The sequence below is a fragment of the Paenibacillus silvae genome, from assembly GCF_014639235.1.
GTDB classification, from domain to species: domain Bacteria; phylum Bacillota; class Bacilli; order Paenibacillales; family Paenibacillaceae; genus Paenibacillus; species Paenibacillus silvae.
Window position 1 is genome coordinate 155,572 of record NZ_BMFU01000003.1, and the last position, 23,016, is coordinate 178,587.

The 23,016-nt window shown below is 47.6% G+C and carries 29 protein-coding genes; 5 read left to right on the top strand and 24 right to left on the bottom strand.

Features of this window, described 5'->3' with window-relative positions; all coding sequences use genetic code 11:
* Positions 1–147: 147 nt before the first annotated feature.
* The 6 genes from IEW26_RS11390 to IEW26_RS11415 form a co-directional block, all read right to left on the bottom strand.
* A complete protein-coding gene (locus tag IEW26_RS11390; RefSeq protein WP_188592497.1) occupies positions 148–666 on the bottom strand; it encodes a hypothetical protein in 519 nt (172 codons plus the stop codon).
* A 128-nt stretch (positions 667–794) separates the two neighbouring features.
* A complete protein-coding gene (locus IEW26_RS11395) occupies positions 795–1,544 on the bottom strand; it encodes a YdcF family protein (protein WP_145403152.1) in 750 nt (249 codons plus the stop codon).
* 25 nt (positions 1,545–1,569) lie between these two features.
* A complete protein-coding gene (locus IEW26_RS11400) occupies positions 1,570–2,121 on the bottom strand; it encodes a nucleotidyltransferase family protein (protein WP_229729809.1) in 552 nt (183 codons plus the stop codon).
* A 204-nt stretch (positions 2,122–2,325) separates the two neighbouring features.
* Positions 2,326–3,171 (bottom strand): AraC family transcriptional regulator, encoded by an 846-nt coding sequence (locus IEW26_RS11405; RefSeq protein WP_188592498.1) that lies wholly within the window; start codon positions 3,169–3,171, stop codon positions 2,326–2,328.
* A gap of 107 nt (positions 3,172–3,278) precedes the next feature.
* A complete protein-coding gene (locus tag IEW26_RS11410; protein ID WP_188592499.1) occupies positions 3,279–4,142 on the bottom strand; it encodes an EamA family transporter in 864 nt (287 codons plus the stop codon).
* 45 nt (positions 4,143–4,187) lie between these two features.
* Positions 4,188–5,144: a metallophosphoesterase family protein gene (locus IEW26_RS11415; RefSeq protein WP_188592500.1), complete on the bottom strand. Its 957-nt coding sequence runs from the start codon at positions 5,142–5,144 to the stop codon at positions 4,188–4,190.
* 278 nt (positions 5,145–5,422) lie between these two features.
* Between IEW26_RS11415 and IEW26_RS11420 the strand changes: the two genes are divergently transcribed.
* A complete protein-coding gene (locus IEW26_RS11420) occupies positions 5,423–6,193 on the top strand; it encodes a DeoR/GlpR family DNA-binding transcription regulator (protein WP_188592501.1) in 771 nt (256 codons plus the stop codon).
* 70 nt (positions 6,194–6,263) lie between these two features.
* Here the strand turns inward: IEW26_RS11420 and IEW26_RS11425 are convergent, their stop codons facing one another.
* Entirely contained in the window at positions 6,264–6,800 is a 537-nt protein-coding gene (locus tag IEW26_RS11425) for a hypothetical protein (RefSeq protein WP_188592502.1), read from the bottom strand.
* A gap of 157 nt (positions 6,801–6,957) precedes the next feature.
* Here IEW26_RS11425 and IEW26_RS11430 point away from each other — a divergent pair, with 157 nt between their 5' ends.
* The 3 genes from IEW26_RS11430 (at position 6,958) to IEW26_RS11440 (ending at position 9,244) form a co-directional block, all read left to right on the top strand.
* Complete coding sequence (locus IEW26_RS11430) at positions 6,958–7,227, top strand: SunI/YnzG family protein (RefSeq protein ID WP_188592503.1); 270 nt, start codon at positions 6,958–6,960, stop codon at positions 7,225–7,227.
* Between the two features lie 252 nt (positions 7,228–7,479).
* Positions 7,480–8,073 (top strand): RNA polymerase sigma factor, encoded by a 594-nt coding sequence (locus tag IEW26_RS11435; protein ID WP_188592504.1) that lies wholly within the window; start codon positions 7,480–7,482, stop codon positions 8,071–8,073.
* Complete coding sequence (locus IEW26_RS11440) at positions 8,045–9,244, top strand: DUF4179 domain-containing protein (protein ID WP_188592505.1); 1,200 nt, start codon at positions 8,045–8,047, stop codon at positions 9,242–9,244. The genes IEW26_RS11435 and IEW26_RS11440 overlap by 29 nt, the downstream gene beginning before the upstream one ends.
* 105 nt (positions 9,245–9,349) lie before the next feature.
* Here the strand turns inward: IEW26_RS11440 and IEW26_RS11445 are convergent, their stop codons facing one another.
* The 11 genes from IEW26_RS11445 to IEW26_RS11495 all read right to left on the bottom strand — a co-directional run bounded on the left by IEW26_RS11445 (position 9,350) and on the right by IEW26_RS11495 (position 17,543).
* Positions 9,350–10,528 (bottom strand): DUF4272 domain-containing protein, encoded by a 1,179-nt coding sequence (locus IEW26_RS11445; protein ID WP_188592506.1) that lies wholly within the window; start codon positions 10,526–10,528, stop codon positions 9,350–9,352.
* Between the two features lie 74 nt (positions 10,529–10,602).
* Positions 10,603–11,823 (bottom strand): RtcB family protein, encoded by a 1,221-nt coding sequence (locus IEW26_RS11450; protein ID WP_188592507.1) that lies wholly within the window; start codon positions 11,821–11,823, stop codon positions 10,603–10,605.
* Positions 11,824–11,871: 48 nt separating this feature from the next.
* The gene (locus tag IEW26_RS11455) at positions 11,872–12,321 is read right to left on the bottom strand and encodes a GNAT family N-acetyltransferase (protein ID WP_188592508.1); all 450 of its coding nucleotides are present in this window, start codon (positions 12,319–12,321) and stop codon (positions 11,872–11,874) included.
* Complete coding sequence (locus IEW26_RS11460; protein WP_188592509.1) at positions 12,318–12,770, bottom strand: GNAT family N-acetyltransferase; 453 nt, start codon at positions 12,768–12,770, stop codon at positions 12,318–12,320. Before IEW26_RS11460 ends, IEW26_RS11455 begins: the two co-directional genes overlap by 4 nt.
* A gap of 336 nt (positions 12,771–13,106) precedes the next feature.
* Positions 13,107–13,832 (bottom strand): SDR family NAD(P)-dependent oxidoreductase, encoded by a 726-nt coding sequence (locus IEW26_RS11465; RefSeq protein WP_188592510.1) that lies wholly within the window; start codon positions 13,830–13,832, stop codon positions 13,107–13,109.
* A gap of 15 nt (positions 13,833–13,847) precedes the next feature.
* Positions 13,848–14,525: a class I SAM-dependent methyltransferase gene (locus IEW26_RS11470; protein WP_188592871.1), complete on the bottom strand. Its 678-nt coding sequence runs from the start codon at positions 14,523–14,525 to the stop codon at positions 13,848–13,850.
* Positions 14,526–14,796: 271 nt separating this feature from the next.
* Positions 14,797–15,180 carry a VOC family protein gene (locus IEW26_RS11475; RefSeq protein WP_188592511.1) on the bottom strand — a complete coding sequence of 128 codons (384 nt, stop codon included), beginning with the start codon at positions 15,178–15,180 and terminating at the stop codon, positions 14,797–14,799.
* A 79-nt stretch (positions 15,181–15,259) separates the two neighbouring features.
* Positions 15,260–15,769, bottom strand: coding sequence for a GNAT family N-acetyltransferase (locus IEW26_RS11480; protein ID WP_229729810.1), 510 nt, complete (start codon positions 15,767–15,769; stop codon positions 15,260–15,262).
* 79 nt (positions 15,770–15,848) lie between these two features.
* On the bottom strand, positions 15,849–16,373 hold the full coding sequence (locus IEW26_RS11485) for a YfiT family bacillithiol transferase (protein WP_188592512.1): 525 nt from the start codon (positions 16,371–16,373) through the stop codon (positions 15,849–15,851).
* A 64-nt stretch (positions 16,374–16,437) separates the two neighbouring features.
* Positions 16,438–16,980, bottom strand: coding sequence for a GNAT family N-acetyltransferase (locus tag IEW26_RS11490; RefSeq protein ID WP_188592513.1), 543 nt, complete (start codon positions 16,978–16,980; stop codon positions 16,438–16,440).
* Entirely contained in the window at positions 16,977–17,543 is a 567-nt protein-coding gene (locus IEW26_RS11495) for a hypothetical protein (protein ID WP_188592514.1), read from the bottom strand. The genes IEW26_RS11490 and IEW26_RS11495 overlap by 4 nt, the downstream gene beginning before the upstream one ends.
* Before the next feature lie 184 nt (positions 17,544–17,727).
* On the opposite strand from IEW26_RS11495, the gene IEW26_RS11500 reads away from it, so the two are divergent.
* A complete protein-coding gene (locus IEW26_RS11500; protein WP_188592515.1) occupies positions 17,728–18,501 on the top strand; it encodes a sporulation protein in 774 nt (257 codons plus the stop codon).
* Positions 18,502–18,615: 114 nt separating this feature from the next.
* Here IEW26_RS11500 and IEW26_RS11505 read toward each other — a convergent pair whose 3' ends face one another.
* The 6 genes from IEW26_RS11505 to IEW26_RS11530 all read right to left on the bottom strand — a co-directional run bounded on the left by IEW26_RS11505 (position 18,616) and on the right by IEW26_RS11530 (position 22,996).
* Entirely contained in the window at positions 18,616–18,897 is a 282-nt protein-coding gene (locus IEW26_RS11505) for a hypothetical protein (RefSeq protein WP_188592516.1), read from the bottom strand.
* Between the two features lie 25 nt (positions 18,898–18,922).
* Positions 18,923–19,489, bottom strand: a complete 567-nt coding sequence (locus IEW26_RS11510; RefSeq protein WP_145403177.1) for a DMP19 family protein — start codon at positions 19,487–19,489, stop codon at positions 18,923–18,925.
* 327 nt (positions 19,490–19,816) lie between these two features.
* The gene (locus IEW26_RS11515; protein ID WP_188592517.1) at positions 19,817–20,479 is read right to left on the bottom strand and encodes an HAD family hydrolase; all 663 of its coding nucleotides are present in this window, start codon (positions 20,477–20,479) and stop codon (positions 19,817–19,819) included.
* 45 nt (positions 20,480–20,524) lie between these two features.
* A complete protein-coding gene (locus IEW26_RS11520; protein WP_111272426.1) occupies positions 20,525–20,695 on the bottom strand; it encodes a YHYH domain-containing protein in 171 nt (56 codons plus the stop codon).
* A 109-nt stretch (positions 20,696–20,804) separates the two neighbouring features.
* Positions 20,805–22,487, bottom strand: a complete 1,683-nt coding sequence (locus tag IEW26_RS11525) for a PH domain-containing protein (RefSeq protein ID WP_188592518.1) — start codon at positions 22,485–22,487, stop codon at positions 20,805–20,807.
* Positions 22,484–22,996: a PH domain-containing protein gene (locus IEW26_RS11530; RefSeq protein ID WP_229729854.1), complete on the bottom strand. Its 513-nt coding sequence runs from the start codon at positions 22,994–22,996 to the stop codon at positions 22,484–22,486. The genes IEW26_RS11525 and IEW26_RS11530 overlap by 4 nt, the downstream gene beginning before the upstream one ends.
* Positions 22,997–23,016 lie beyond the last annotated feature (20 nt).

Here is a 23,016-nt window from a genome sequence, read left to right on the forward strand (position 1 = left end):
TAAAGCATTTCGTTTGAAGCCGCGCACACATTTTTTCTGGCTTGCTTGGGCCACTATACACATACACCTCTACAGCTTTATTCAGACACCCGAGTCGCGTTTGAAACAGGCTGCTCCCGCAGCGATCTACCCAATCAGTGAAGCACCTTACTTCACACCAAGCCTAACATAGAGCTTGTTTTGCTCTTCATTCGCCCAGACATTTGCTGCATCCTGTTCAAGCCGATACTGAAGCTCATCATGAAAATCATGAATCATATAACCTTCAGGCAGTTCACCCAGCATTGCGGCAAAATCATATTCTGGCAGTTTTTGTTGCCCCTCACCGATCTGCTTCAGCCAGTTCATCCAGTCGTGCAGCGCAAGAATTCCTTCCTGCCATAACTCCGCTTGCAGTCCAAGCACATCCTGAAGCTGCTCGTACTGAAAGGGATCATGATATTGGCGACACGCCTTGACACCCAACTCATACAGCTCGATTGCAGCTCGGCGAGTATCGTGCTTCAGTTGTTTCTCCAGACCTCCCAGATAATCCTCAACCGTAATGTGCTGCCCATCATCATATAATAAAGGCGCATGGGCCAGCATGCGTATAATATCCTGCATCTCATCGTTCGTAACCTTTTTTTGCTCCGCCAAAGCGGGTAATAGATATGCTGTAATCATCGTTCACTCCTGCCTCATTCTTGTATGATTGTCGTATATTATAGCACGAAAAAAGCAATGCTCCGCTCACTTGCAGCAGACATTGCTTGATATAGTTAGTAAATAAATGAATTATCACGCATGCATGTTCAGTGAATAAACAAGTAAAGCAGCGCCTTGATCGTACCAAAATATTCACGGATCATATTGATCGGCTTCAAATACCCGGGCGAGGGGGCGGATATGCCGTACTCAGCGGCGTAGCCGTTTTTAGCAGCAATATATTTCGCTCTGAACATATGGTAGTCACTCGTTACAATCATAATTTCGGGATGTTCAATCCCCGCTGCATCCAATATTTTTTTGGAAAAAGCCAGATTCTCCTGTGTCGTGGTCGAGCGGTCCTCCATCGTGATCCGAGCAGGGTCGATGCCCTGATCCACCAAATAATTTCTCATGGCAAGCGCTTCAGGAATGGATTCACCAGGCCCTTGTCCCCCGGATACAATTACCGGAATCTGCGGATGACTGCGGATATATTCCAGACTGGCGTCGAGTCGCTGCTGCAAAGTCAACGTCAATTCCGTGCCTTTGATCCCCGAGCCCAGAATGATAACATAATCGGCTTGCTCCGTATCCTTTGACCCCAGCTGGGTGAACACAAGTGCTTCTATAATAACGAAAGAAACAGCCACGATTCCGAACCCGGTCAGCAGTATGCGCTTCAGCCAGATATGTTTCTCATAATTGATGCGCCTTAATATGATGAACGCTGCAGTTATTAACGTAAAAAATTGCACGGCGAAGTTCCAGCCCCAGAATACCAGAAAAAACGCCAGACACACCAGCAGAATCAGATCAACAATGTGTCCCTTCTCCCGTATAAATTTGAAAATCAATACAGTACCACTCCTTCTCCTGTACTTATGCACGTACAATCGTCAGTTTAGGCCAGTGCTCCTGCCAGTTTTTTTGAAGAACACGCTTGTTATAATAGTCTGTATCCGCGAAAGAAGGGCTTTTGCGCACAACCAGCATATATAAATCCTCTAGCCCATAAGGAGCACATATCCTGATTTGACCCTGTGCATCCAGCTGCACCGCGATGGCTGTTACACACTCCGGCCAATAACGCAGCGCATCCTCTGTAGACTGATACGGTGCGTCACCATTTCGCAGGTGCATTCTTGCCTGGTTTTTCACCGACCACTTGTGATTGCCTGTAGCAGCACGAAGCTCATGCTCAAGCTGGCTATCCCGTTCTTCAGACAGATTTGTGGCATCATAATAAACTACATCAATATCGCTGTGCAGCTCTCGTCTCTCATATCCATGAAGCTCATCCCATATGTAATTGCGAATATAGCCTGCACCGATATAACAATCCGGCAGCTGAAGCTCACGCACACGTTGCAAATCCTGCATGATCTGTTCCTGCTGACGCAGCGTTCTGACCAGCTGTTCCTCGTACTGCACGCCATTCCCTCCCTAACTTCCCCTGCTCTTTCGAAGCACTCATAGCTTCGCTTTTCTTTGCTATTTTCCAATATACCATGTTTCTAACCCTCGAATAAAATAAACAACTCCCATCAAGCTGTTATTTCCAAGCACATCCACAGCGAATGCACATAGGAAACCACGGTTCCTGAGAGGAGTTGTTATTGATCTGTTTGATCTATTTTATTTAATCGGTATCCAGATCTGAGGCGCATCATACATGCCCCGATAAACCTCAAGCTCCGGCAGCCAGGCATGTTCATAAGGGTTGGACGGAAACCATTCCGTTACAATTCGCTTCCACAGCTTTTGCATGCCTTGGGGCATGGGCTCCTGTACCTCAAATACGGCCCACTTGCTGGCTGGTAGTGTTAATACAGATAGTCCTTCTTGCTGCTCGTCTGTATAAGTTGTGGCAATCCAGTATTCCATCTGTTTGTCCTGAATCTCACCCTGATCCACGCAGACGCCAAGCAAACCCGGAATCACTCCGTCATTCAGCGCACCAATTCGATCCTCCATGCCACTCTTATATGTCTCTTGCCACATCGTTCCAATCCCCTGCAAATGCTGTCCGTCCACGTAAGAGAACGTTTGTCTGACACCTGTAATGGAAAAGGCCTCTTGCTCAACAAGTTGAACCTTCATTGGCTCGACACCCTGCAAGCTTACTTGAATAACCAGACGATTATACGACTGAACGGGTGCACCGGATTTTCGCAGCTCACTTGGTGTAACGCCATGCTGTCTCTGAAATGCTTTGGAAAAGGATTCCGGTGTCTCATAGCCATACTTGAGTGCTATGTCTACAATTCTGTATTCCTCTTGCAGCAATTCATGGGCAGCAAGTGTCAGCCTTCTGCGCCGGATATATTCGGCCACGGTCACGTCCGTCATCAGAGCAAAGATACGCTGAAAATGAAATGCTGACATATGTGCCTGTGCTGCAACCTTTTCCACCGTCACAGACTCCAGCAAATGTTCTTCTATATAATGTACAGACTTCTGTATGGATTCAATCCAGTTCATACGTTACATCACTCCTTGCTTCCTATCTTACAGGATGCAGCGAGCAGAAGCCTGTCATTTCTTGCTTTCATCTGTCCAGTGGAACCCGATTTGGGCTTTGCAGAAACTTACCACCACATACCAATCAGCAGAATGCCGCCAAAAATCACAATGGAACAGAGAATACGTTTCATGCCCTGCTGTTCTTTTAATAACCAGATACCAAGAAAGGCCGCAAACACCGTTCCCACTTCCCGCAGCGGACCAAGTCTGGCCATCGGAGCCTGCTCCAGCGCAAACAGAAAAAGCAGATACGAGCCCGGGTTCAGCAAAGCTCCCAGCATAATGGTTGATCGATTCAGCTTCCATTCTCGCCGCAGGCCGCCTGAAGCGAGCAAGGCCGGTGTTAACCCCGCCACAAAGCCGATGTTTGTTACTTCCAGCAGTGCCAGAGGCGAAATATGCTGCAGATTCAATTTATCTACAAAGACGTAACTGGTCGTACAAAGCCCAACACATAAGGCCATTAGTATCGGCTTGGCCCCCTGGACTCCAGCTCCAGAACCGGAAGCATGCCTCCAGTTCCCTACGCCGCTGAGAATCGTGAACCCGACAATCATGCAGGCGATGCCCATCCAGCCGTATACAGACAGCTTTTCCCCTAGAAAAGCCACCCCGATCAAAGGCACCAGCAACGTACTTGTGCCCCGCATAATCGGATAAATCTGGGACAGATCGCCAAGCTCATACGTTCGGGACAACAACCACGAATACAACGCCTGCAGCCCCATCGACACGATTAACAGCATATAGGCTGGCATCGTCAGCGGCTCACGGGACAATTCCATGACCAGCACAGGCAGCAGCAGCACCGTTGGAATCATCATAATGGACCACAAAAACACACTTTTGTTCAAACTCCGCTTCGTAAACATACTCCAGACGGCATGCGCCATCCCCGAAGCAAGCACCAGAATTAAAGGTAAAATCATGCTGTTCATATTCCTCTCTTGTTCTCTTGCTCACGCATGCAGCTTCTAATGTTTCTCAGGTTGATGCTCCGGCTGCTCCTCCACTACCGATCCGTCCTCCAGACGCAGCCAGGTATCAAACGTCCGCTCACCCTCCCGCAATTGAATGACACGCCCCCCGCGCAGCATGCCATCTCTTCCATAGGTACTGTGACCGCTGGAACGTCCGTAGCAGAGACGAATTCCGTGATACTGCCCGTGGAAATCATTCACATGATCATGCCCGCAGAACGTGCCCATCACATCCCCCATTTCCAGCAGCGCAGCGAACAACCCTGAATTAACTTGTGCTGCGCAGACGGGCTCAAATTTATGGCCATAACAGGTCTGCGTATCCCACATCGTCTGATATTCCGGGATCGGAATATGTAAAAACGCCAAGGCTGGCAGCTTATCCCCGCGACTGCGGCCGGGATTGACGCGTGTGGATTCATCCATCAGCCACCGAAGCTGACTCTGCTGAATCCAGCCATAACCCGGGATCGATTTCACGGTTGAATAACTCCCCGAATCGAGCAGGTACAGGACAGCTGCCGGAAGGCCGTCCGCTCCGGCAATCTCCAGCGTGTAATTGCCCAGCCCTGCAATATCACGCGGTCCCTCTTCCGTCACGCTGTACTCATGTTCCTGAACAACCTGCATGAGCTCCGTCTGAGTGATTCGCTGCTCGGCATCATGGTTGCCGAACACAAAAGCCCACGGTACTCCGCTCTGTTCTACAACCGAGACGGCATCACGGAAGGCCTGCTCCGGATGCTCGCATGCCTTGTTTCCCGGCTCAACGGGCCCGGTGTAGATAACATCGCCCGTAAATACAACGAGATCAGGCTGCTCCAGCTCGATGATGCTCTGCATCATCCGCCGGGTGCGAAGATCCTCAGGCCGTCCGTCCTTCCAATGCAGATCGGTGAATTGTACGATGGTAAAGGTTTTATTTTCGCGAAAAGAAAGGTGCTGTTTCAAATGTTTCGTCCTCCCCGGGATTACTCTTAACCCTTTTTTGTGTGACTTCAAGTCAATTATTGTGGTTTTTAGTTTTTTTATGTGGTTTTGAGTTGTTTTATATGATGCTACTCTTACTTGATACAGCTGTCAATATATCTTTTGATATACATCCCCAACGGAATATAAGGTGCTTTTCCGGTTTGAAATTGACAGCGCACTGTCATCAAATTTACACTATAAGAAACAACAACAATCCACAACAATCAAACTTTGAGAATATAAGGAGGACGGAACAGATGTCGTTAACATATGAGGAGCGGAAACAAACCATTCTTACCCAGCTGGCCGTTCAGGGCAAAGTTCAGGTGCAGACATTAGCTCAGCTGTTTCAGGTGTCTACGGAGACGATTCGGCGTGATCTGGACCGTCTGGAGAAGGAAGGCGAGCTGCGTAAAGTGTATGGGGGCGCTGTACGTGCGCGCTCAGGCATGGTGGAGGCCCCTTTTCAAAAGCGTTCACAGCTTCAGCTCCAGGAAAAACAGGCTATTGGCGCCGCTGCAGCTGCGCTCGTTGAAGACGGTGAAACGATTATGCTCGACAATGGCACTACGCCGATTGAAATTATGCGGCATCTGCAGCATCGTTCTGAGGTCACGGTCATTACCCATTCAGTTCCCGTTCTGACCATGGCTATGGAATCCTTTGCGGGGAAAATTATTTTTGCCGGGGGAGAAATTCATAAGGCGGTGCAAGCCTCTACCGGCCCTGCGGCTCATGAGATGCTGGATCAATTCAAAGTGAACAAAGCCTTCATCTCGGCCGGTGGTATTTCGTTCTCGGACGGCATCACCGATTATGTACTGGAGGAAGCGCTGATCTCTCGTAAAATGATTGAGCGAGCTGAAGAAACCATTCTGGTGGCTGATCATACCAAGTTCGGGCGTTCGACTTTTGCCAAAATCGCATCTGTGGATCATGTTGCCATGGTCATCACAGATTCAGGATGCCCTGCGGAATGGATTGAACATTTGCAGCGGCTCGAGATTGAAACGGTAATTGCGAATTGACAATGGAATCGGCTTTCAAAGTCATTAGCTTGGATTATTCCTCCGAGTAAATCCAGTTTAATCAGCCAACTTAACGAAAAGCATCAATAACCCGATTGTCCCAGACCTGAACCTCAATATATCGTTCGGGCCCCTGATCGCCCGTTCGATTCCAAACCTGCGGAAAACCATAGGTCTGTATCAGCTCAACTATTTCTTGTTTGGTATAGACCTGCTTGCGGTAAGGTTTATCATCGGCATAACGCATCGTTGGAAAGAGATCGCCGTACGTGAAGCTCACAACTTCTGCCGGCAGCCTATGCCACGGAATGATGACATGGTTTGGTTCCAAATACCAGGATTCCAGCCAAGGGCATGCACCAAGGGTCAGATAATGCGGGTAGGGTTGAACCGGCTGGCCTCCTTTGGCCAGAAACTTCGCAAATGCCATCTGCTCAAGCTCCCTTCTGATAGCCATATACTCGGCTGACCGCTGACTGGCAAAAGTTCGTCCGTTCTCCCGAATCTGCTGCGAGACTGTCTCTGACTCTTCCGGGGATAAACTGGAGAGATTGCAGAAAGGGCCTCTCCCTTTTTCAAAATAATGATACGCATCCAGGCATTCCATACAGTTCATCTCCTATATTTCCATTAGGTCAATAATGTATTTAACCCCATACCTGACTTCACCATATTAATTAGGGATTTTTAACCAAAAATGATATACTAAAACTAAACTATTCTCATCCAACTATTTTAACTTCTTAGATCAAGGAGGTCATTCGATGTTTGGTGTAAGCGTAAAACAAGTAGAGGATCGACTGGTTATCCGTTGGCAATTTTCCAAAATTGAAATCCCTTTTGCACAGATCACATCTGTTACGCTGGACGATACATACGGAGGCTGTGAACCTTCGGCAATTCGGATCGGGCCTGTTAACGGCACCACCGAACGGATTTTGATCCGTACCACTCAGCAATCGTACATTCTATTTACGAACAGCCTGAATTTGTATCCCGCTATTAAAACCCTCCTTGCCCACTCGGCTAGTTAATGGTCCGTTTGACGAGCTTCTTATATTTTTAAACGCCGTAGAAAACGTTCTGCGGCTTTTTTATATTCACTAATATATATCCCCTCCTCTATTACCGAGCACTTGCGACAACCAATACTAATATCAAAGAATTAGAAATGAAAGTTAACATCACACAATAACTTCAATTCACATCACAAGAAAACTTTTAATCGTGTCACAGATGAACTCTTTCAGATTGTTATATAAACATCAAGACAAGGAGGTGAGCCCATGCAGGCCGCCATCCCCGGGGACATGCAGGCTAGGAAAGAAAAAAAGGAACGAATCGAACGAGCTGTACAACGAGTGATCACTGGCGAAAAAGAAGCCTATGAGCTGATCATACAGGAATTCGAGCGTCAGATGTACACCTATTGTTATTACATTCTTAAAGATCATCAAGAGACTGAGGATGCCGTGCAGGAGATTTTCATTCGGGCCTACGAGAATCTGAGGAGTTATAAAAGAAAGGTCAGTTTCTCCTCGTGGCTGTATAAAGTAGCCTACAATCATTTGATGAATATGAAGAAAAAACACAGCCGCTGGTTGAAGCTGGTGGATGAGTATAAACACCACAAACCTGTCGTACAGGAGTATCCTTATACAACAGTTATTGAGGAGCTCATGGAGTATTTGACACCGGAAGAACGTCACATCCTGCTGTTGAAGGCTGTGGAACAATACACCTTTGAGGAGATTGCCATCATTATGAATACCAGATCTGCTACCCTGCGCAAGAAGTATGAACGTCTTCGCCGTAAGCTGATGGAGCAGACAACCATAGGAGGAAAACCGCATGGACAAACAGCCCAACCCTTTTCCTGACCAGCGGCTTGAAGAATTGGAGCAGCGGATACGCAACACACCTATGCCGCGACAGAGTATGAGCAGTGAAATTATGAATCAAATCGGAGGAAGAAATATAAACAAAGCACGGAATGGATCTACAATACTAAAACGGACGTTAACCGCTGCCTTCATTACTGCAGTTCTGGGCGCAGGTGCTATAGGCGCAGGATTTGTATCACCAACAATGGCAAGTGCACTGAAACAAATTCCAGGAATCGGATCTATGTTCTACGGACTGAGTTCCGATGAGATTGGACGGGCAGTGGATCAAGGTATTCTGACACAGCCGCTGAAACAGATCACTAAAGACGGAGTAACCTTAACACTAACAAACGTATTATATGATGGAACCCGACTGAGCTACACCATTGAACGCGCCGGAGAGCATCTCCCGCAGAAAGTCACCAGCCCATACATCCCTATGGACAGCAAGCTTATTTCGGGAGATAAGGAATGGAAGAAATCCCGCCAGGTACCAGAACAGGAGCAGGAGAAGGGGTATGTCACAGCACCTGAAACCTTTATTAATAATGAAGAGTTGAAGTCCTTTCGCTCTTTTGGAGATGATATTGGCAACTCAAACGCTGTGTTTGCTGAATATACGAATCTAGGGTCACTGCCTAATGAATTTGAGCTTACCGTTCGAACAAAAGTAACTCGGGTAGAGGAGACTTTTGAATTCAAAGTACCCGTAAAAATCAGTGACAACAAACTTGTCATTCAACCGAATGAGACAAAAAGCTACGAAAATTTCAGTTACACCTTGCAAAAAATAGAATCTACCGTAACCAATACACGCCTAATTCTCGAAAGCACGGGAAAGGTGCCCGCTTCCTCTAAGCAAACAGGAAAATATGCTCCGACTATGATGTACTATGAGATCGTAGACGATCAAGGCAAAGTATTGAATCAACGGAGGCTTGGCTTCTTCCACAGGGCTCCCGATCTGGAGTACCAAGTGGATGAATTGTATGATGCTATTAGTCCGAACGCAAAATCAGTGAAGATCAAACCGTACACCTTCACAGTCAACACAGACAATTGGCGCGTTGTAGGGGAGAAGCTGGATGAAAAGGGCAGAGTTTTGAGCAGCGGCGACAAGACATATATCAAAGAGCTGGAAATAAACGTTCCCCTTAAACCGTAACCCTCAAGCACTCTATAACACTTTATAACAACCTTGTTCAACATGAGCACGTATAACGATAAAAGCCACGAAGCAGATCGAATAGATCCGTTTCGTGGCTTTTTGTTACGTATCCGTACGCACCTCGTCCCAATTCTGATCGAGATAACAGATGAGCCAGTTAAGTGCACGATGCCGTTCATAAGCTACGCCGGGATTGAGCCCGGCAGGCGCAGCTTCGCCTTTGATCCGGCTGTTCACACACACCCAGTTGTACCGATAGATCAGGTCAGCCTCATCCAGCATTTCGCTTTTGCTGCGCAGCGTGGCTTCTGATAGAAATTCCGCAAAGCTGTCCTTTTGCTGTAAATAACCGACATCCTTACTTACGTTACACAGCTCTGTCGGTGCACCCAATTCCTCTACGTACCCAAGAGCCCATAACATAACATGGTATGCCTCATATCCCCAGGAGAAACGAATGACTTCCTGCTGCTCTGCTCCATGCTGATCCAGAAATGACTTTTCATCGGGAGAAAAAAAGGTTGATGCATCATATTTATCGATCACTTCCTGCACAAGCGCTGCAGTGTCATCGGAACTTTCGCCTGCTCCCAGACACTCGCCCTTCAGTGCAGCCAGGCAGAGAGCAACGGCACGCTGCGCCACCTCTTCCTTCGTTCGAATCGTCGTGTCTTTCTCCCCTGCTCGTGCCGGCAGATTCACATTATACGGAATTCCCTCTTCTGTCAGCCGCTGCTCTGAACGTGCCTTGCGCTCTACAGCATCCGCTGAAGGCGGGCGGGTGTCATCCAGATAACTGGTGTGTGCGGTGACCGTATAATCCTCTACCTCGGATTCCCCGTTCACATCCAGGAGCAGCTGACCCTGAGCATTCAGCAAGGAGCCGCCTCCCCAGAAAATGACGGCATCCAGCGCTTCGGCCAACTGCAATAACTCGTTAAAGAACTCTTCCGAGATATCTTCCTCGGTCTCGATGCCAATCACCATGTTCAGGGTGGAGCACTTGATCAGTACCTTTTCCTGAAGCGCAGCATTACGCCCCTCGATCTGACTGAGAAAACCAAGCATGCCCTGAATCATCGTGCTGAACTCTTCGGGATGGGTCTGGCTGGTCATGATATTGAAGCATTTTGTTTTTTTGCTAAACCACTTTTTCTGTATCACTTGAATGTGCGTCCGGTCTTCTCTTCGCTGAGTGGAAGCGTCAGGATAGATGGATTGAATGATCTCATACAGCTGCTCCAGATCAAACTGGGAGCTGTAAATTGCACAATTTCTCATTGCGTTCGTCCTCTCTTATGTCAGAGTTTGCTTCAAAATTATGAGTCCTCGGTCAGCCTTTGATTAAACCTTGATTAATCCTTGTAAGGGTCAAACTCATTGCTTCCAGCCATCGCAACGCCTACCGGGCGCAGCACATGATTGATTTTGAGCGTATTTGCATGTGCAGTAAGTACATCCTGCAATTTCTTGTAGACGAACGGGCTTTCATCCGTGCCAGCTCCGCGAAGCTCTACCCCGTAAGCCCGAATCGCCGCCTGCATCTGCTCTTCACTAATCTCGCCGCCCATGCGTTTGCGGAGCTTATAATTCATTTTGCCAGCCGCCTGGGTACGACTCATGATGCGCCCGGCCCCGTGAACCGTGCTGCGGAAGGAATCGGTATTTTCCTCACTCTGGATACCCTCCACAATGACGGACATGTCTCCCATGCTCCCACCGACAAAACCAAGCTGCCCTGGCGCCAGCGGTGTGGCCCCTTTACGAACAACGACGACTTCCTCGCCCATATGCTGCTCTTTCCACGCAAAGTTATGATGATTATGTACGGCATATTCAGCGCTCGCTCCGAGAATTCCAAGCACCTGTTCAATCACATAATCTCGTCCCGCATAGGCGTAACGACCCGCGAGAGTCATACCCGCCCAATACATATCACCCATTTCACTGTCCAGGTCAAACAGGGTTGGCGGTTGATCCATCGATTCACCCGGAGCTTTACCACTGAACTCTCGTCCTGCTGCCAGATTGAGGAACCCGCTCGCCACTTTATGCCCGAAGCCGCGGCTGCCAAAGTGATTGGCAATCCATACCTTGCCCGTCTTCTCCTCCACGAAAATATCTACAAAATGATTGCCGCTGCCCACGGTTCCAAGCTGATTACGTGCCAGTGTCTTTAGCTTCTGCTGCAGTCCGCTTTCGATCGAATCAAACAGCTTCCAGTTCGGATCATCGAACAGCTCATGCTCGACTGGAGTAGGATTGTTACGGCCTACGCCGAATGAGATCGTTGTTTGAATATCATCCATAATGACGGCAATCCGGTCACGAATATCGTCCCACATCAGATTGGTGCACACAGCTTTGTTACCGCAGGCAATGTCATAACCTACCCCGGATGGACTGATCATGTTGCGATAAGCAACAACCCCGCCAATTGGCTGCGAATATCCCTTGTGATGGTCGGCCATAAGAGCTACACCCAGCACGTCTCCATATTGGGAACAAGTTACCGCCTGACTCACAGCATTCTCCAGCGGTTCCCCCCAGACTTTAATGTTATCCACGATACGCATGTTTCGGTAACCTCCTATGTATTCTTTTTCTTCTTCCTATTTCTTGTCTTACAAATGTTTGCGATACCCTTGAACCAATTCGTCCCTAAAGCCCAGTTTCTCATAAAATCGATGCGCTTCCTTACGTTGATCTCCGGACACCAGAATAATATACGCACACCCCAGATCTTTGGCAATCTGTTCAATCTCAAGCATTAGCTTCTGTCCGATGCCCTGCCTGCGTACACGATCCGAAACAATGACGTTTTCTACAACCATAAATGGCTCGCATGAACCCATTAAGTCCATACACTCAATTCCCATGACCGATCCAACAAGCTCATTATGATTATAGGCTCCAAGCACATAGTAATGCCCGTTCTTCTCCATAGATTGAAACGTCTTTTGCATTTGCTGCTCATTCATCTGCTGTTCATGCAGTAGTGTGCCCATCAATTCATGATACAGCTGATTTAACCCGGGCAAATCCTGTGGTTCAATCTTCTTGATCGTAATCATTGTTCTGCACCACTCCTATTCTCTGGTGTAAGGTCCTTTTTAAAATAATAATGCTGGTGTCCCGTGGGTGCATTTTCAATCATGGTCATGAGCTGATATCCTTGTTTTCGATAAAATTCAGGAGCCTGATACGAGAACGTGTTCAGCATGATGAAATCACAGCCCTTCTCCCGGGCCAAACGCTCAACCTCCAGAAGCAGCTGTGTCCCATATCCTTTGTGTCTTTCGTTCGCATCGACCCACAAAATATCCAGCTCAACCCAGTTCCAGCATAGCGTGCTGAGTACCCCGGCCACGATCTGCCCCGTTTCATTTCGAATATGGAAGTGAAGCTCTTCGTATCGATCTCTTAACGCTTCGTTCACATGTGCCGCATTATAAGCAATTAATTGCTGGCGTACATATGCGGAATCCTCTGCTTTGCTTGGTGTGATGTTTGCAAGTGACATTCTTTATTCCCCTTTTCGTCATGACGTAATTCATTATAAATCAGGGCTGCTTACCATCGTTTGCATTCGAACACGACTACACTTCATCTTATACAAAATGATCTAAAATAGAAACAACGCACCTTCCTGACAGGAAAGTGCGTCTGCTGTAAATTATTTCAATCTGATGTAACCTATTCCAATCCTGCCCAAAGGATCTGTAGCTTCTACCTCAAATTGAACCGGCTGAGTGCTCACTCCCAAGTGCAGGGCCAACAAGACAATATTTGTACTTTATCTCAACCACTTATAATTTACGATGATATACCAGATTCACTGTTTTTCTCCTCCTCAAATTTAGTTGCTTTTGACCGGATCACCGCTTTCCTCCAGCAGCATCAAGATGTCATGCGCCACATCACGCGGGGATTTCAGTTGACCTGACTCGTATGCCTCCTGGAATACACTGGAGAGGACAAATTCCTCGGCATCCTTCTCTCTTGCCACAGCCTGCAATTCCGTGTCCACCATGCCCGGATCAAAGGCGATAATATGTACCGGATTGGGCTGCGAGACTTGTTCCATCGCTACACACTTTGTAAACATGTCGATTCCGGCTTTCGATGTGCAGTAGGCTGCCATGGAAGGCGCGGGATAACTGCCCGATCCAGAGCTTACATTGATGATTTTGCGCTGTGCTGTCATATGATTCGTATAATGGATAAAAGATGACGTCAAAATCATCGGCGCAGCCAAGCTGATATTCAGCTGAACGCTAATCTCATCCGCAAGACACTGGTCGATCGGTTTCAGCGGCTCAAGCATAGCTGCATTGTTTATTAATCCGATGCATTCCACATCGGGAAGCGGAATCTGCTCCAATATGCCCGAGATCAGATCATCGATGCTGTGGATGTCTTCAACATCAAACTGCACATGAGTATACCGCTCGTACGTATCCCCCAAGTCGGATGTGCCGCGTGCTATACCATAGACCACATCACCTTTTTCCAAACAAAGCTCTGCAAGCTGTCTGCCAATGCCTCTCGATGTACCTGTGATGATCAAGTATCTGCTTCCCATCAGCTCTCCACCTTTCTACTGCTTCTTTCTCCACAACGTCGCCCACAGAATAGGCAGGCCAAAATAAGCCTCTTCCTGACCCATCGCCTTCATGGGGCGCAGCTCTACACACTCGAACGTATCCTCCAGTAAATAACGAAGCTTCTCCTCTGTAAAAGCAAGCCCGCCCCGCATCGATTTCTCGCGATATACATCCCAATCATCCATCACATGCTCCGGCCCACCCTGGCCACCGAAGCCCGGTGCAAAACAGGTCATGCCGAAATATGCTCCCGGCTTCAGCGCATGCTGAATCATCTCGATGTAAGGAATACGCTGATGCGGCAGCAGATGATGAAGACAACCCGAGTCGTAGACAAGATCGTATTCCTCCTGTGGTGCCAGTTCAAACACTGAACGACATTCAAAATGTACATCCAGCTGCTCTTCAGCCGCGCGTTCCTTTGCCCAGGCAATCGCAGTCTCAGACAGATCATACGCATCGACCTGATAACCCTGGCGAGTCAGATACAACGCATTCCGACCTGGCCCGCAGCCCAGTTCGAGTGCCCTGCCCCCGCTCAGCAGGCCTGCATCTACACTCGCAACTAAATTTTCATCCGGTTTGTTTGGAAAAAAAGGAATCGGTCTGTCCCGATTTTCATAGAACGGCTCCCAAAATTGCTTTGCCGATCTGAAATCTGCATCGAGCATGTCATAGAGATCCTGCACACGTTTAATCGTTTTTTCCAAATCCAAACCCCTCTCGTTTCATCACTTAACATCCCTGTTTTTCACCACAATTTATCAATACATTCAGCATAACAATCTACACTCTATTATAACATTTTTAACCATTCATTCTCTATTTCCCTTGCATATTTACTGAAATATTCCCATTGTTTTACCCCATAGAAAAAGCGGCCGACAGTACATGTCGCCCGCTTGAAATCAAAATGATAAACTAGCCCTTATACAGCTATTTTTAACCCTTCCGCTCCATCACAGCAAAATAATTTTTCTCATTATCAGCAAAATTGAACACACGTCCTGTTGGCATCTCAACGATCTCTCCAACCGTTACATGTTTGGCAGACAAATCCGCATATAACCGATCCAGATCATCTGTGAAAAACATCAATGAAGGTGTGCCGAGATTGATGCCCTCCGACATCCGTGCCACGACCTCTTTGTCATGCAATATAATGCTTGTCTGTGAATCTTTTGTCGGTGCGATCTCGATCCAGCGCATTCCTCCATCAAGGGTAACCTCGTCCACAATATGGAATCCGGCAACCTCCGTCCAGAATGCCAATGCTTCATCCTGGTTATTTACGTACAGCATAATCTGGCCTACTTTGCTAAACATGCCTGCACCACTCCTCTAATCAAGTCATCTTCATAGACATCTGCTTTAGGTTGCTCAGATTCCAGTTGAGTATAACATGTTAAACTAGCTTTTTGGTTAAATACAGAACAACATCGTCGTCGATAACGGTCTCTTCACCCGGTTGAAGGTAATGATCATGCCTGTAAAGTCCCCGGCCATCTGGAATATATCCACGATGGGCATATAATACCTGGGCTTTGCCATAATCGGCATAGACTCCCACACCAAGACCAGCCACATCCGAACGTTCCTTCACCACCTGCTCGGCCCGGTCCATCAGAGCGGAACCAATGCCCCTACGCTGATGTTTCATCAACACATTGAAGTCACTGATCTCCGGAATGCCCTGCTCCAGAAACGAAGGGTAATCCGATGTCCAGATCACATTGACGTAACCGGCAAATTGACCGTCCAGTTCAGCAATCAGCGTCACACGCTCCCCGTTCTGTTGTTCTTCCCAATACCGCTCATATAATTTCGAAGGTTTATACCATCCCTGCTCCTGAAATGCCTGTGCAATAACTGGAGGGTCCTGTCTATCCAGAAGACGAATATGTACACTGTTCACGCTGTTCTCCTCCTGGTCGTGTTCTTTTGTTCCTTATATTCATAAACATATTCGTACAGTAACCAAGGTTCGCGCGTATCTATATTCCTGTTCGACTTCGTAGCGAAGTGATGTGTGCCACATGATGTTTGCCATGCCACGCATACAATCCCACGCAATAGTCGAGTCGCATCGTTTCCTTCGATGCAGGATGATAGAACTGTTTGGCATAATCCTCATCAGACAAGGTATTCAGCAATGCCGTCCATCGTTGATGCAAGGCCGCCAGCAGCTGTAAGGAAACCTCGATATCCAGTTCTCTGGAGTCACTTAGCTCTGCCCAGCGTGTTTCATCGTAAGGCCGAATCGCAGGGGTGTCCTCGGTCAGAGCAAGCTTGAAACGAATCACACTGTTCATATGACTGTCTGCCATGTGGTGAATGACCTGTTTCAGCATCCAGCCGCCTTCCCGGTATGGCATACATAACTGCTCTTCACTAAGGCCTTTCACCGCTTCTCTTGCTTGTTGCGGCAGTTCGGCTATATCCAGAATCCACTGCTTCCTTTGAGCCTGTGTAACTTCACCTGTATGTGCAAACTTCCCAATTGGATACCTGAAGTCCATTTCATGTCCCCCTTCGATAATCTAATCTTCATCTTAACACGGTCTGCACGGTCTGCGCTGTACGCTAAGAAGTATATTCCATCAGCCAGCAGTCTCTCTTCTGTCCTTCATGCCACTCATGCTGCGGCAGGTGTTTAACCCGTCTGAAGCCACACTTCTCATAACAGGACAATGCCCGTTCATTCCAGGCTTGCGGGTCCATCACGACTTTCCGAGCCCCTTTCTCGCGGACCAGATACGATGTCATAGACTGTACCAATCGTGTACCGAGCCCTTTATTCCAGCAATCCGGTTCACCGATAAACTGATCTGTCCCATAGATCAACCCATCCTTCTCACCATAACCGTATGCCGCACGTTCCTCTGGCTCTATTTCATAGAACTGAATATATCCGATCGGCCGACCGCTATGTTCCACGATACAACGGCTAGCTCCATCCTCCTGGTTGTAAAAATGTGTTCTTACCAGCTCCAGATCATGCGGTTGATCCCGGCCCTCGTAATATTGCAGCACCTCCGGGTCGGACAACCATTTTACAAGCGTTTGCTCATCCCTTGTCTCCAGCAACCGAACCGTGATTTCACCCGCTTGATATACGCAGTTCATTCCGCCTCCTCCTTCACGATATCCAGCTTCTGACCCGCTGCCCAGCTCAGGTTTTTACCCAACCACCGTTCATTATGAACATAATATACCATCGGATTCTGAAGCAGCTGAACGGTTTCATCCAGTGATTTAAGCGTAAAACGCAACTTATATGTTCCCGCCTCATCAGGTACAGAAAAGCCTGTCAGATCTTGTGAAAACACCTGCTTTGTGATCTGATTATCGTTGTGATCCTCTGTTTTCACCGTCTGCTCCAAGATAACCTGATCATGATAGGAAGTTCCTATGGACGAAGGCCTGAACAACCCTTTCTCTTGTTCTTCAGTGAACGAAAGCCCTCCCCAACCGGGAACCAAAGGGAAGATAAAATGTGGTTCATGATCCTCCTTGGTCCGTGTAACCGCCATCTCGACTTCAACGGTTTCCGAATCCAGCTGCCTTATCGTGCCGGTCATTGTAACGTCCTGTGCAGTCAGACTCGGTGCAGCATAACGGTAAATCCATACACTCACGAGGACTAACAACACTACTCCGATTACTCCGAATATCATCGTTTTCCGCATGCCATCCTCCATCCTTTTGTTTCCGTTTTACGTATTTTAACAATTCTGTTCTATCCAGTATTCGACAGAAAAATGCCGTTTCCCCTGTTTTATCAAAAATTGAAACGCATCTATTCTGGCAGCCGTATTAAGCTCGAAGTCTATCTTTCCCCCTTAAAAACCATGGAATCTGGAGGTTGCTATCATGTCATTTTTCAAAAAAATGTTGGCTAGTGTTGGTGTAGGTGCAGCAAAGGTAAATACAGAATTACATACAACAGAGGTCATGCCGGGAGGTATTCTGTCCGGGGTTGTGTACATTGAAGGTGGGGACGTGGAGCAGCAGGTGGATCGAATCTATCTTTCTATCAAAACGCACTACATTAGGGAAAGCAATGATCGCAAGATACAGGAGACGGCTGTCGTTGCAAAATATCTGCTTACAGATGGATTCACGCTGCAGCCTGGTGACAAGCTCGAGAAGAGCTTTCAATTCGATCTGCCACACAATTTGCCAATTACCCTCCACCGTGCGGACGTATGGGTGGAAACGGGACTGGATATCTCCAGCGCCGTAGACCCTTCAGATCGGGACCGATTACATGTGGTACCATCCCGTGAGATGCAGATCGTTCTGGATGCCATTGATCTGCTCGGATTCAAGCTGCGTGAAGTGACCAACGACTATGCGCCCAAGCTTGGCGGCAATCTGCCGTTTGTGCAGGAGTTCGAATATGTGCCTACCAGCAGGTTCCGTGGGTATCTGGACGAGCTGGAAGTGCTTTTTTATCCCATGGGCGATTCACTGGAGCTGTTATTACAGATCGACCGCCGTGCACGTGGACTTAGCGGCATGTTATCGGAGGCTATGGGCACTGATGAAACGTATGTGCGGTTGCATCTGTATGAACGTCATCTGGAGCGAGGGGCACATTCCGTCGCACAAGGTCTGGAAGAAGTCATTTCCAAACATCTGTAATACTTCCTGGTTGTAAAATAACTCCTGATCAAAGCAGTTCCCTCTCGCAGCCTGTTCAGGAAAGAACTGCTTTGCTCAGTAACTTGTTATCGGGATAAATACAAACAAGCCGAATCAGGATGCGTGTTTCCTTTTATTCAATTGCCAACTGCGAGCTGCGTAATAGATTACAGCAAACAGCAAGGCACTGACTGCCCCCAAAGTAATCATGAGTACATCGGGAGTTGTGACACTGCCGAACTCTACTCGCGATATCACACCCGATGGGTGCAATTGTGTTATCTTAGGCGCGTGCTTGAATGTGGCCAGCATGCCTTGAACTACGTTCCAACCAACCAGGACAAGTACCCATACGAAAGTAACTACAGTCGTTTCGATCCCCAAACGTTTGTTCATGCGCTTTTCATTCAGCTCCTTTTTTTCATGTTAGAAACTGTTCCAGCTGCTGTCTCAACCGATCCTTATGTTCATCAACATACTGGTACAGCAGATCAAAGCTTTCTTCATTATCCGTTTGAAAACTTAGTGAATCCGCTTCCTGCTGCACTTGCTGCAGCACCTCATGGATATGTGCTCCATGCGTCTGCAAGCTTGTTGTAATATCGTGCTCTGAAAGACTCTCCACATTGGCTCTTAATTGGTCTACGGTGACATGATGTTCCGACAGGAGCTGCTGTACCTTTTGCAAAATCGCCGCGTCTGTCTCATCACCTATTCGCACCAACGCTTCAATCGTCTGACCCAAATACTGCCCACTCGCATTCTCCAGGTAACCTGTTAAGCCATTCATCGAAAGCTCGGTGTCCAGATCAATGATCAGCAGGATATCCCTCGCCACTTCCGGCAGCTCAGAGAGTCGTTCGCGAATCCCTGAAAATTCAGCCCGATACATATCCATCGCTATGCCACCTACGATTTCTTCACCTGACATCTCTTCAAGTTGTGCAAGCGGCAGCAGCTCCGCCAGTTCTTTCTGTAGCTTGTTCATTACATATGCCCTCCTGTATAGGTCTATCTCTCTGTTGAACTAAAGATTTTACACAGTCCACTCCGATGACAGAATAACCTTCCAATCGCTGTTATCCCCAGATTTTTTTGATTCCCTTTTCCAAAGGAGAAAATCCGGTGATAAAGGCGACCGCTCCGCTTTTTCAGGTTTTTTCTGTCTTCTCCGTTCATGTGTAAAAGAATAATTCAACTTATATAGCTTGATCCAAGCCTACACTTCCTTCCATCATCAGAAATAGTGGTACAAGCTGAAGCGCTGCATGCTGATCTGTAAACCTGTCTGCTGGCTCGAAAAGGAAGAGATCATCTACAACAGGCTTCTCAATTCGTGGAGCTGATGGATCGTATGTATCGGTTCTGCCTCGATCCCCTCACGCCAAGGCTGATTCACCTTGATCCAGATCGTACTCATGCCTGCCTTCGCTGCCCCCTGTATATCGTTTACCGGATGATCACCAATATAGAGACACTGCTCAGGCTTCAGGCCAAAATGATCCAGAGCCATTTGAAAAATACGTGAATCTGGCTTTTTCACACCCGCTTCTTCCGATACAATAATGTGATCGTAGTCCTCACGAATGCCAAGCTGATCTATTTTTCCATGCTGAATATGTGTCTGACCATTGGTTATCAAACCGATGGAATACTTGCCTCTCAGATACTGTACGACTTCCCGCGCCTCTTCCATAAGCACTGAATTACGCACATATTCCTTACTATAGAACGCCATGAGCTCTTCATGCGGCGGCTTTTCCTCCCAAGGCAGCTCCTGCAATAATTCGTTGAACAGCAGCGTTTTATCCTTGTACCCATCCAGATCAAGCTCGATAATTCGCTGCTGTATATGTCCGGTAGACTCCAGATGGCCAAAGTACGTATCAATCATACTTCGAGTGAAGCCTTCAAATGTTAGAGTCCGGTTTAATATGGTGTTGTCCAAGTCAAAGATGACGGCTTTAATATGCTCCATGCTGCTAGTCCTCCTATTGCGTCCTGAATGTTTGAAGCCACATCTTCACTTTTTCTTTTTATGATAATGGTAACCTGTGCATAGACCTTTTTTAATGGATTTCGCAGAACAATTGTGTCCGCCCTTTTTGTCCAGACGACCCGGATGTGCATACGCTGAAGAAGAAACGCCCACCAGCAGAATGAGAGATAACATCATGATTACACCTTTTTTCATCAACCCTACACCCTTCATTTACGCCCTATGCTTTAGGGCTTTTTTCATCACATCTCATTTTACATAAAAATCCACAATATGGATATCCTTTGTTTTCAAGTTCTCTCTATTAAGATCGGGTCTGTACCTCTTTCGAACGTCCCATATACCACATCTGGAATTCGGCTGCCGCTTCATTCGGCAAATCATGAACATGGTGATGCATAACCGGTTTGGCACGATTCACCGTATGAATAGAAGCCAGGCCTAGTCTGCGCTGCAAGGGGTGACGGGTTATTTTTATTTCAATCATTTTCTCCCGTTTGGAGACAAAGAGTGTAGACGTGAGCGCACCTGAGCGAAGCTGGATGAATTGGTCGTTCAATACATATCTTGTGTGAAAAAAATCGATTACCCGCCCGGCGGCAATGCCTGCCAGAAGCAGCAGTGAGAGCATCCACCATGCCTGTGACAATCCAAAAAGGACTGGCTTGAAATACAGCAGCGCACTGGTGGCTATGATCCAGACCCAGCTGGGCTTGAGCAGACGCAGCCACAATGCTGTACGGGGCAGCTTTTCCATCTCCTCACACACCTCATAAGAAGGCAGAATCTCTTCAATGATCCGGTACGCTTCTTTTACAGGCAGAAAAGGATAGAGTGAATTCATCTCCTGACCGGACCCACCCGGGCTGCCTGCAGTGGTAAGCTCCACTTCGGCCAGGCCGAGCAAGCGTTTCATTGGTGACTGTGTAACTTTCACAGCCTGCACACGATCTTTTTGAATGGAGAACACGGTCTTCTCCAGCATGCCCTTCGCAATATATATTCGCTTCTCATCTGACGTGATCTGGAAATCCCCATATTTCACAAAAGTCCATACAATGCCCAGTCCGATGGACAAGAACATGAGCATCAGAATGATAAGACTGGTCACCCACCAGGATTGAAGCCAGGATAGTACCAGGCTTTCGGTTACCGTTTCGTCCGGAAAGAAATCCTTCACCGTTGAATACAGGGAGCCCAGAATCGGGATCAGCACCAGAAAGCTGAGTGAGGTAAAGGAAGCCTTGAGCACGTCTTTGCGAGTCGAGCGATAGTGCACGATCCGTACTGCTTTGTCGGCAGGTGCAGGAATGCTACCTAATTCTTCGTGGTCAACTGTATGGATCGCTTGAGCTTCAATTCCAGCTTCAGTCACTGTTTTTGAAGTTTCACTCACAGCTGCATTAGCTGCATTTGAACCTTTAATTCCATTGCTTTCTGTTCCCATACCCATACGCTCTGCACTTGCACTGTAATCGTCTCCAGCTTGCTGCTCTACTTGTTTTTCATGCCCCTCCATTACCGCCTGCGCCTGTACTTCCGATTGATAACCGACAACAAGCTTCTCAAGCTGTTCTGCTTCAGCGAGCGAAACGACCTGTAGCTGGAACGTCGCTTCCTCACCCTTGATTCCCGTTTCGAAACGAATGGAGGTCACTCCGAACAAGCGATGAAAAAAGCTCGTATGCCGGCTCACATTTTGCACTTTCGTATACGGAATCGTTCTGCGGGTGCGGCTGAGTGCTCCAGTGTAGATGTGGAAAGCCTGCTCATCCGCGGAATAACGTGTTGTAATCCACTTCCAGATGATCGACACAAGCGAGATAGCGATACCGATATAAAAAATAATTCTGGCATAGAATACCCATGTCGATACCGTGCCCGTTCGAAACACGAACAAAAACAGAATAAAAGCAAACGAGCTTTTGATCAGATTACCCAGACTCCATAACAAACTTAATACATGATGTCGTCTTAACTCCGTCATTCATCCACCTCGTTAATCCGGGCATAAGACGCAATCTGGTTCCGCAGCGCAAACGCCACTTCTTCTGGCAAAGCCGGTATGACATGCGAAGAACCCATCGTACCGACGGACACGGAATATAACCCGTATTTTCGCATGAGCGGCCCCTGATTTGTCGTCACGGATTGTACCTTCGCCATTGGAATCACCTGATGTACTTTGTTCAGGGCACCATGCTTCAACTGCAAAAACTCTGCACTCACGCCATAATACCAGTGTCGATACAGCCATACTGGCTGCAAAAAAATATCCCATACAGCGTAACCAAGGGATAGCACGGTAATTCCCCACAGCATCCAGCCGATCCATGGTCTCCAGTCATAGACGGAGTCCAGCGCAAGCAGGATCGCCAACACCACAAAACCGATAACGTTGTAAATGATCGCACTGACTCTCCACAAACTTACAGCATGAGGGGAAAGCTTCTGCTGCGGTAAGCTCCATTCCTCAGATGCCGCAGTTTCCATCATTTCTGTCACCCTATCATTCG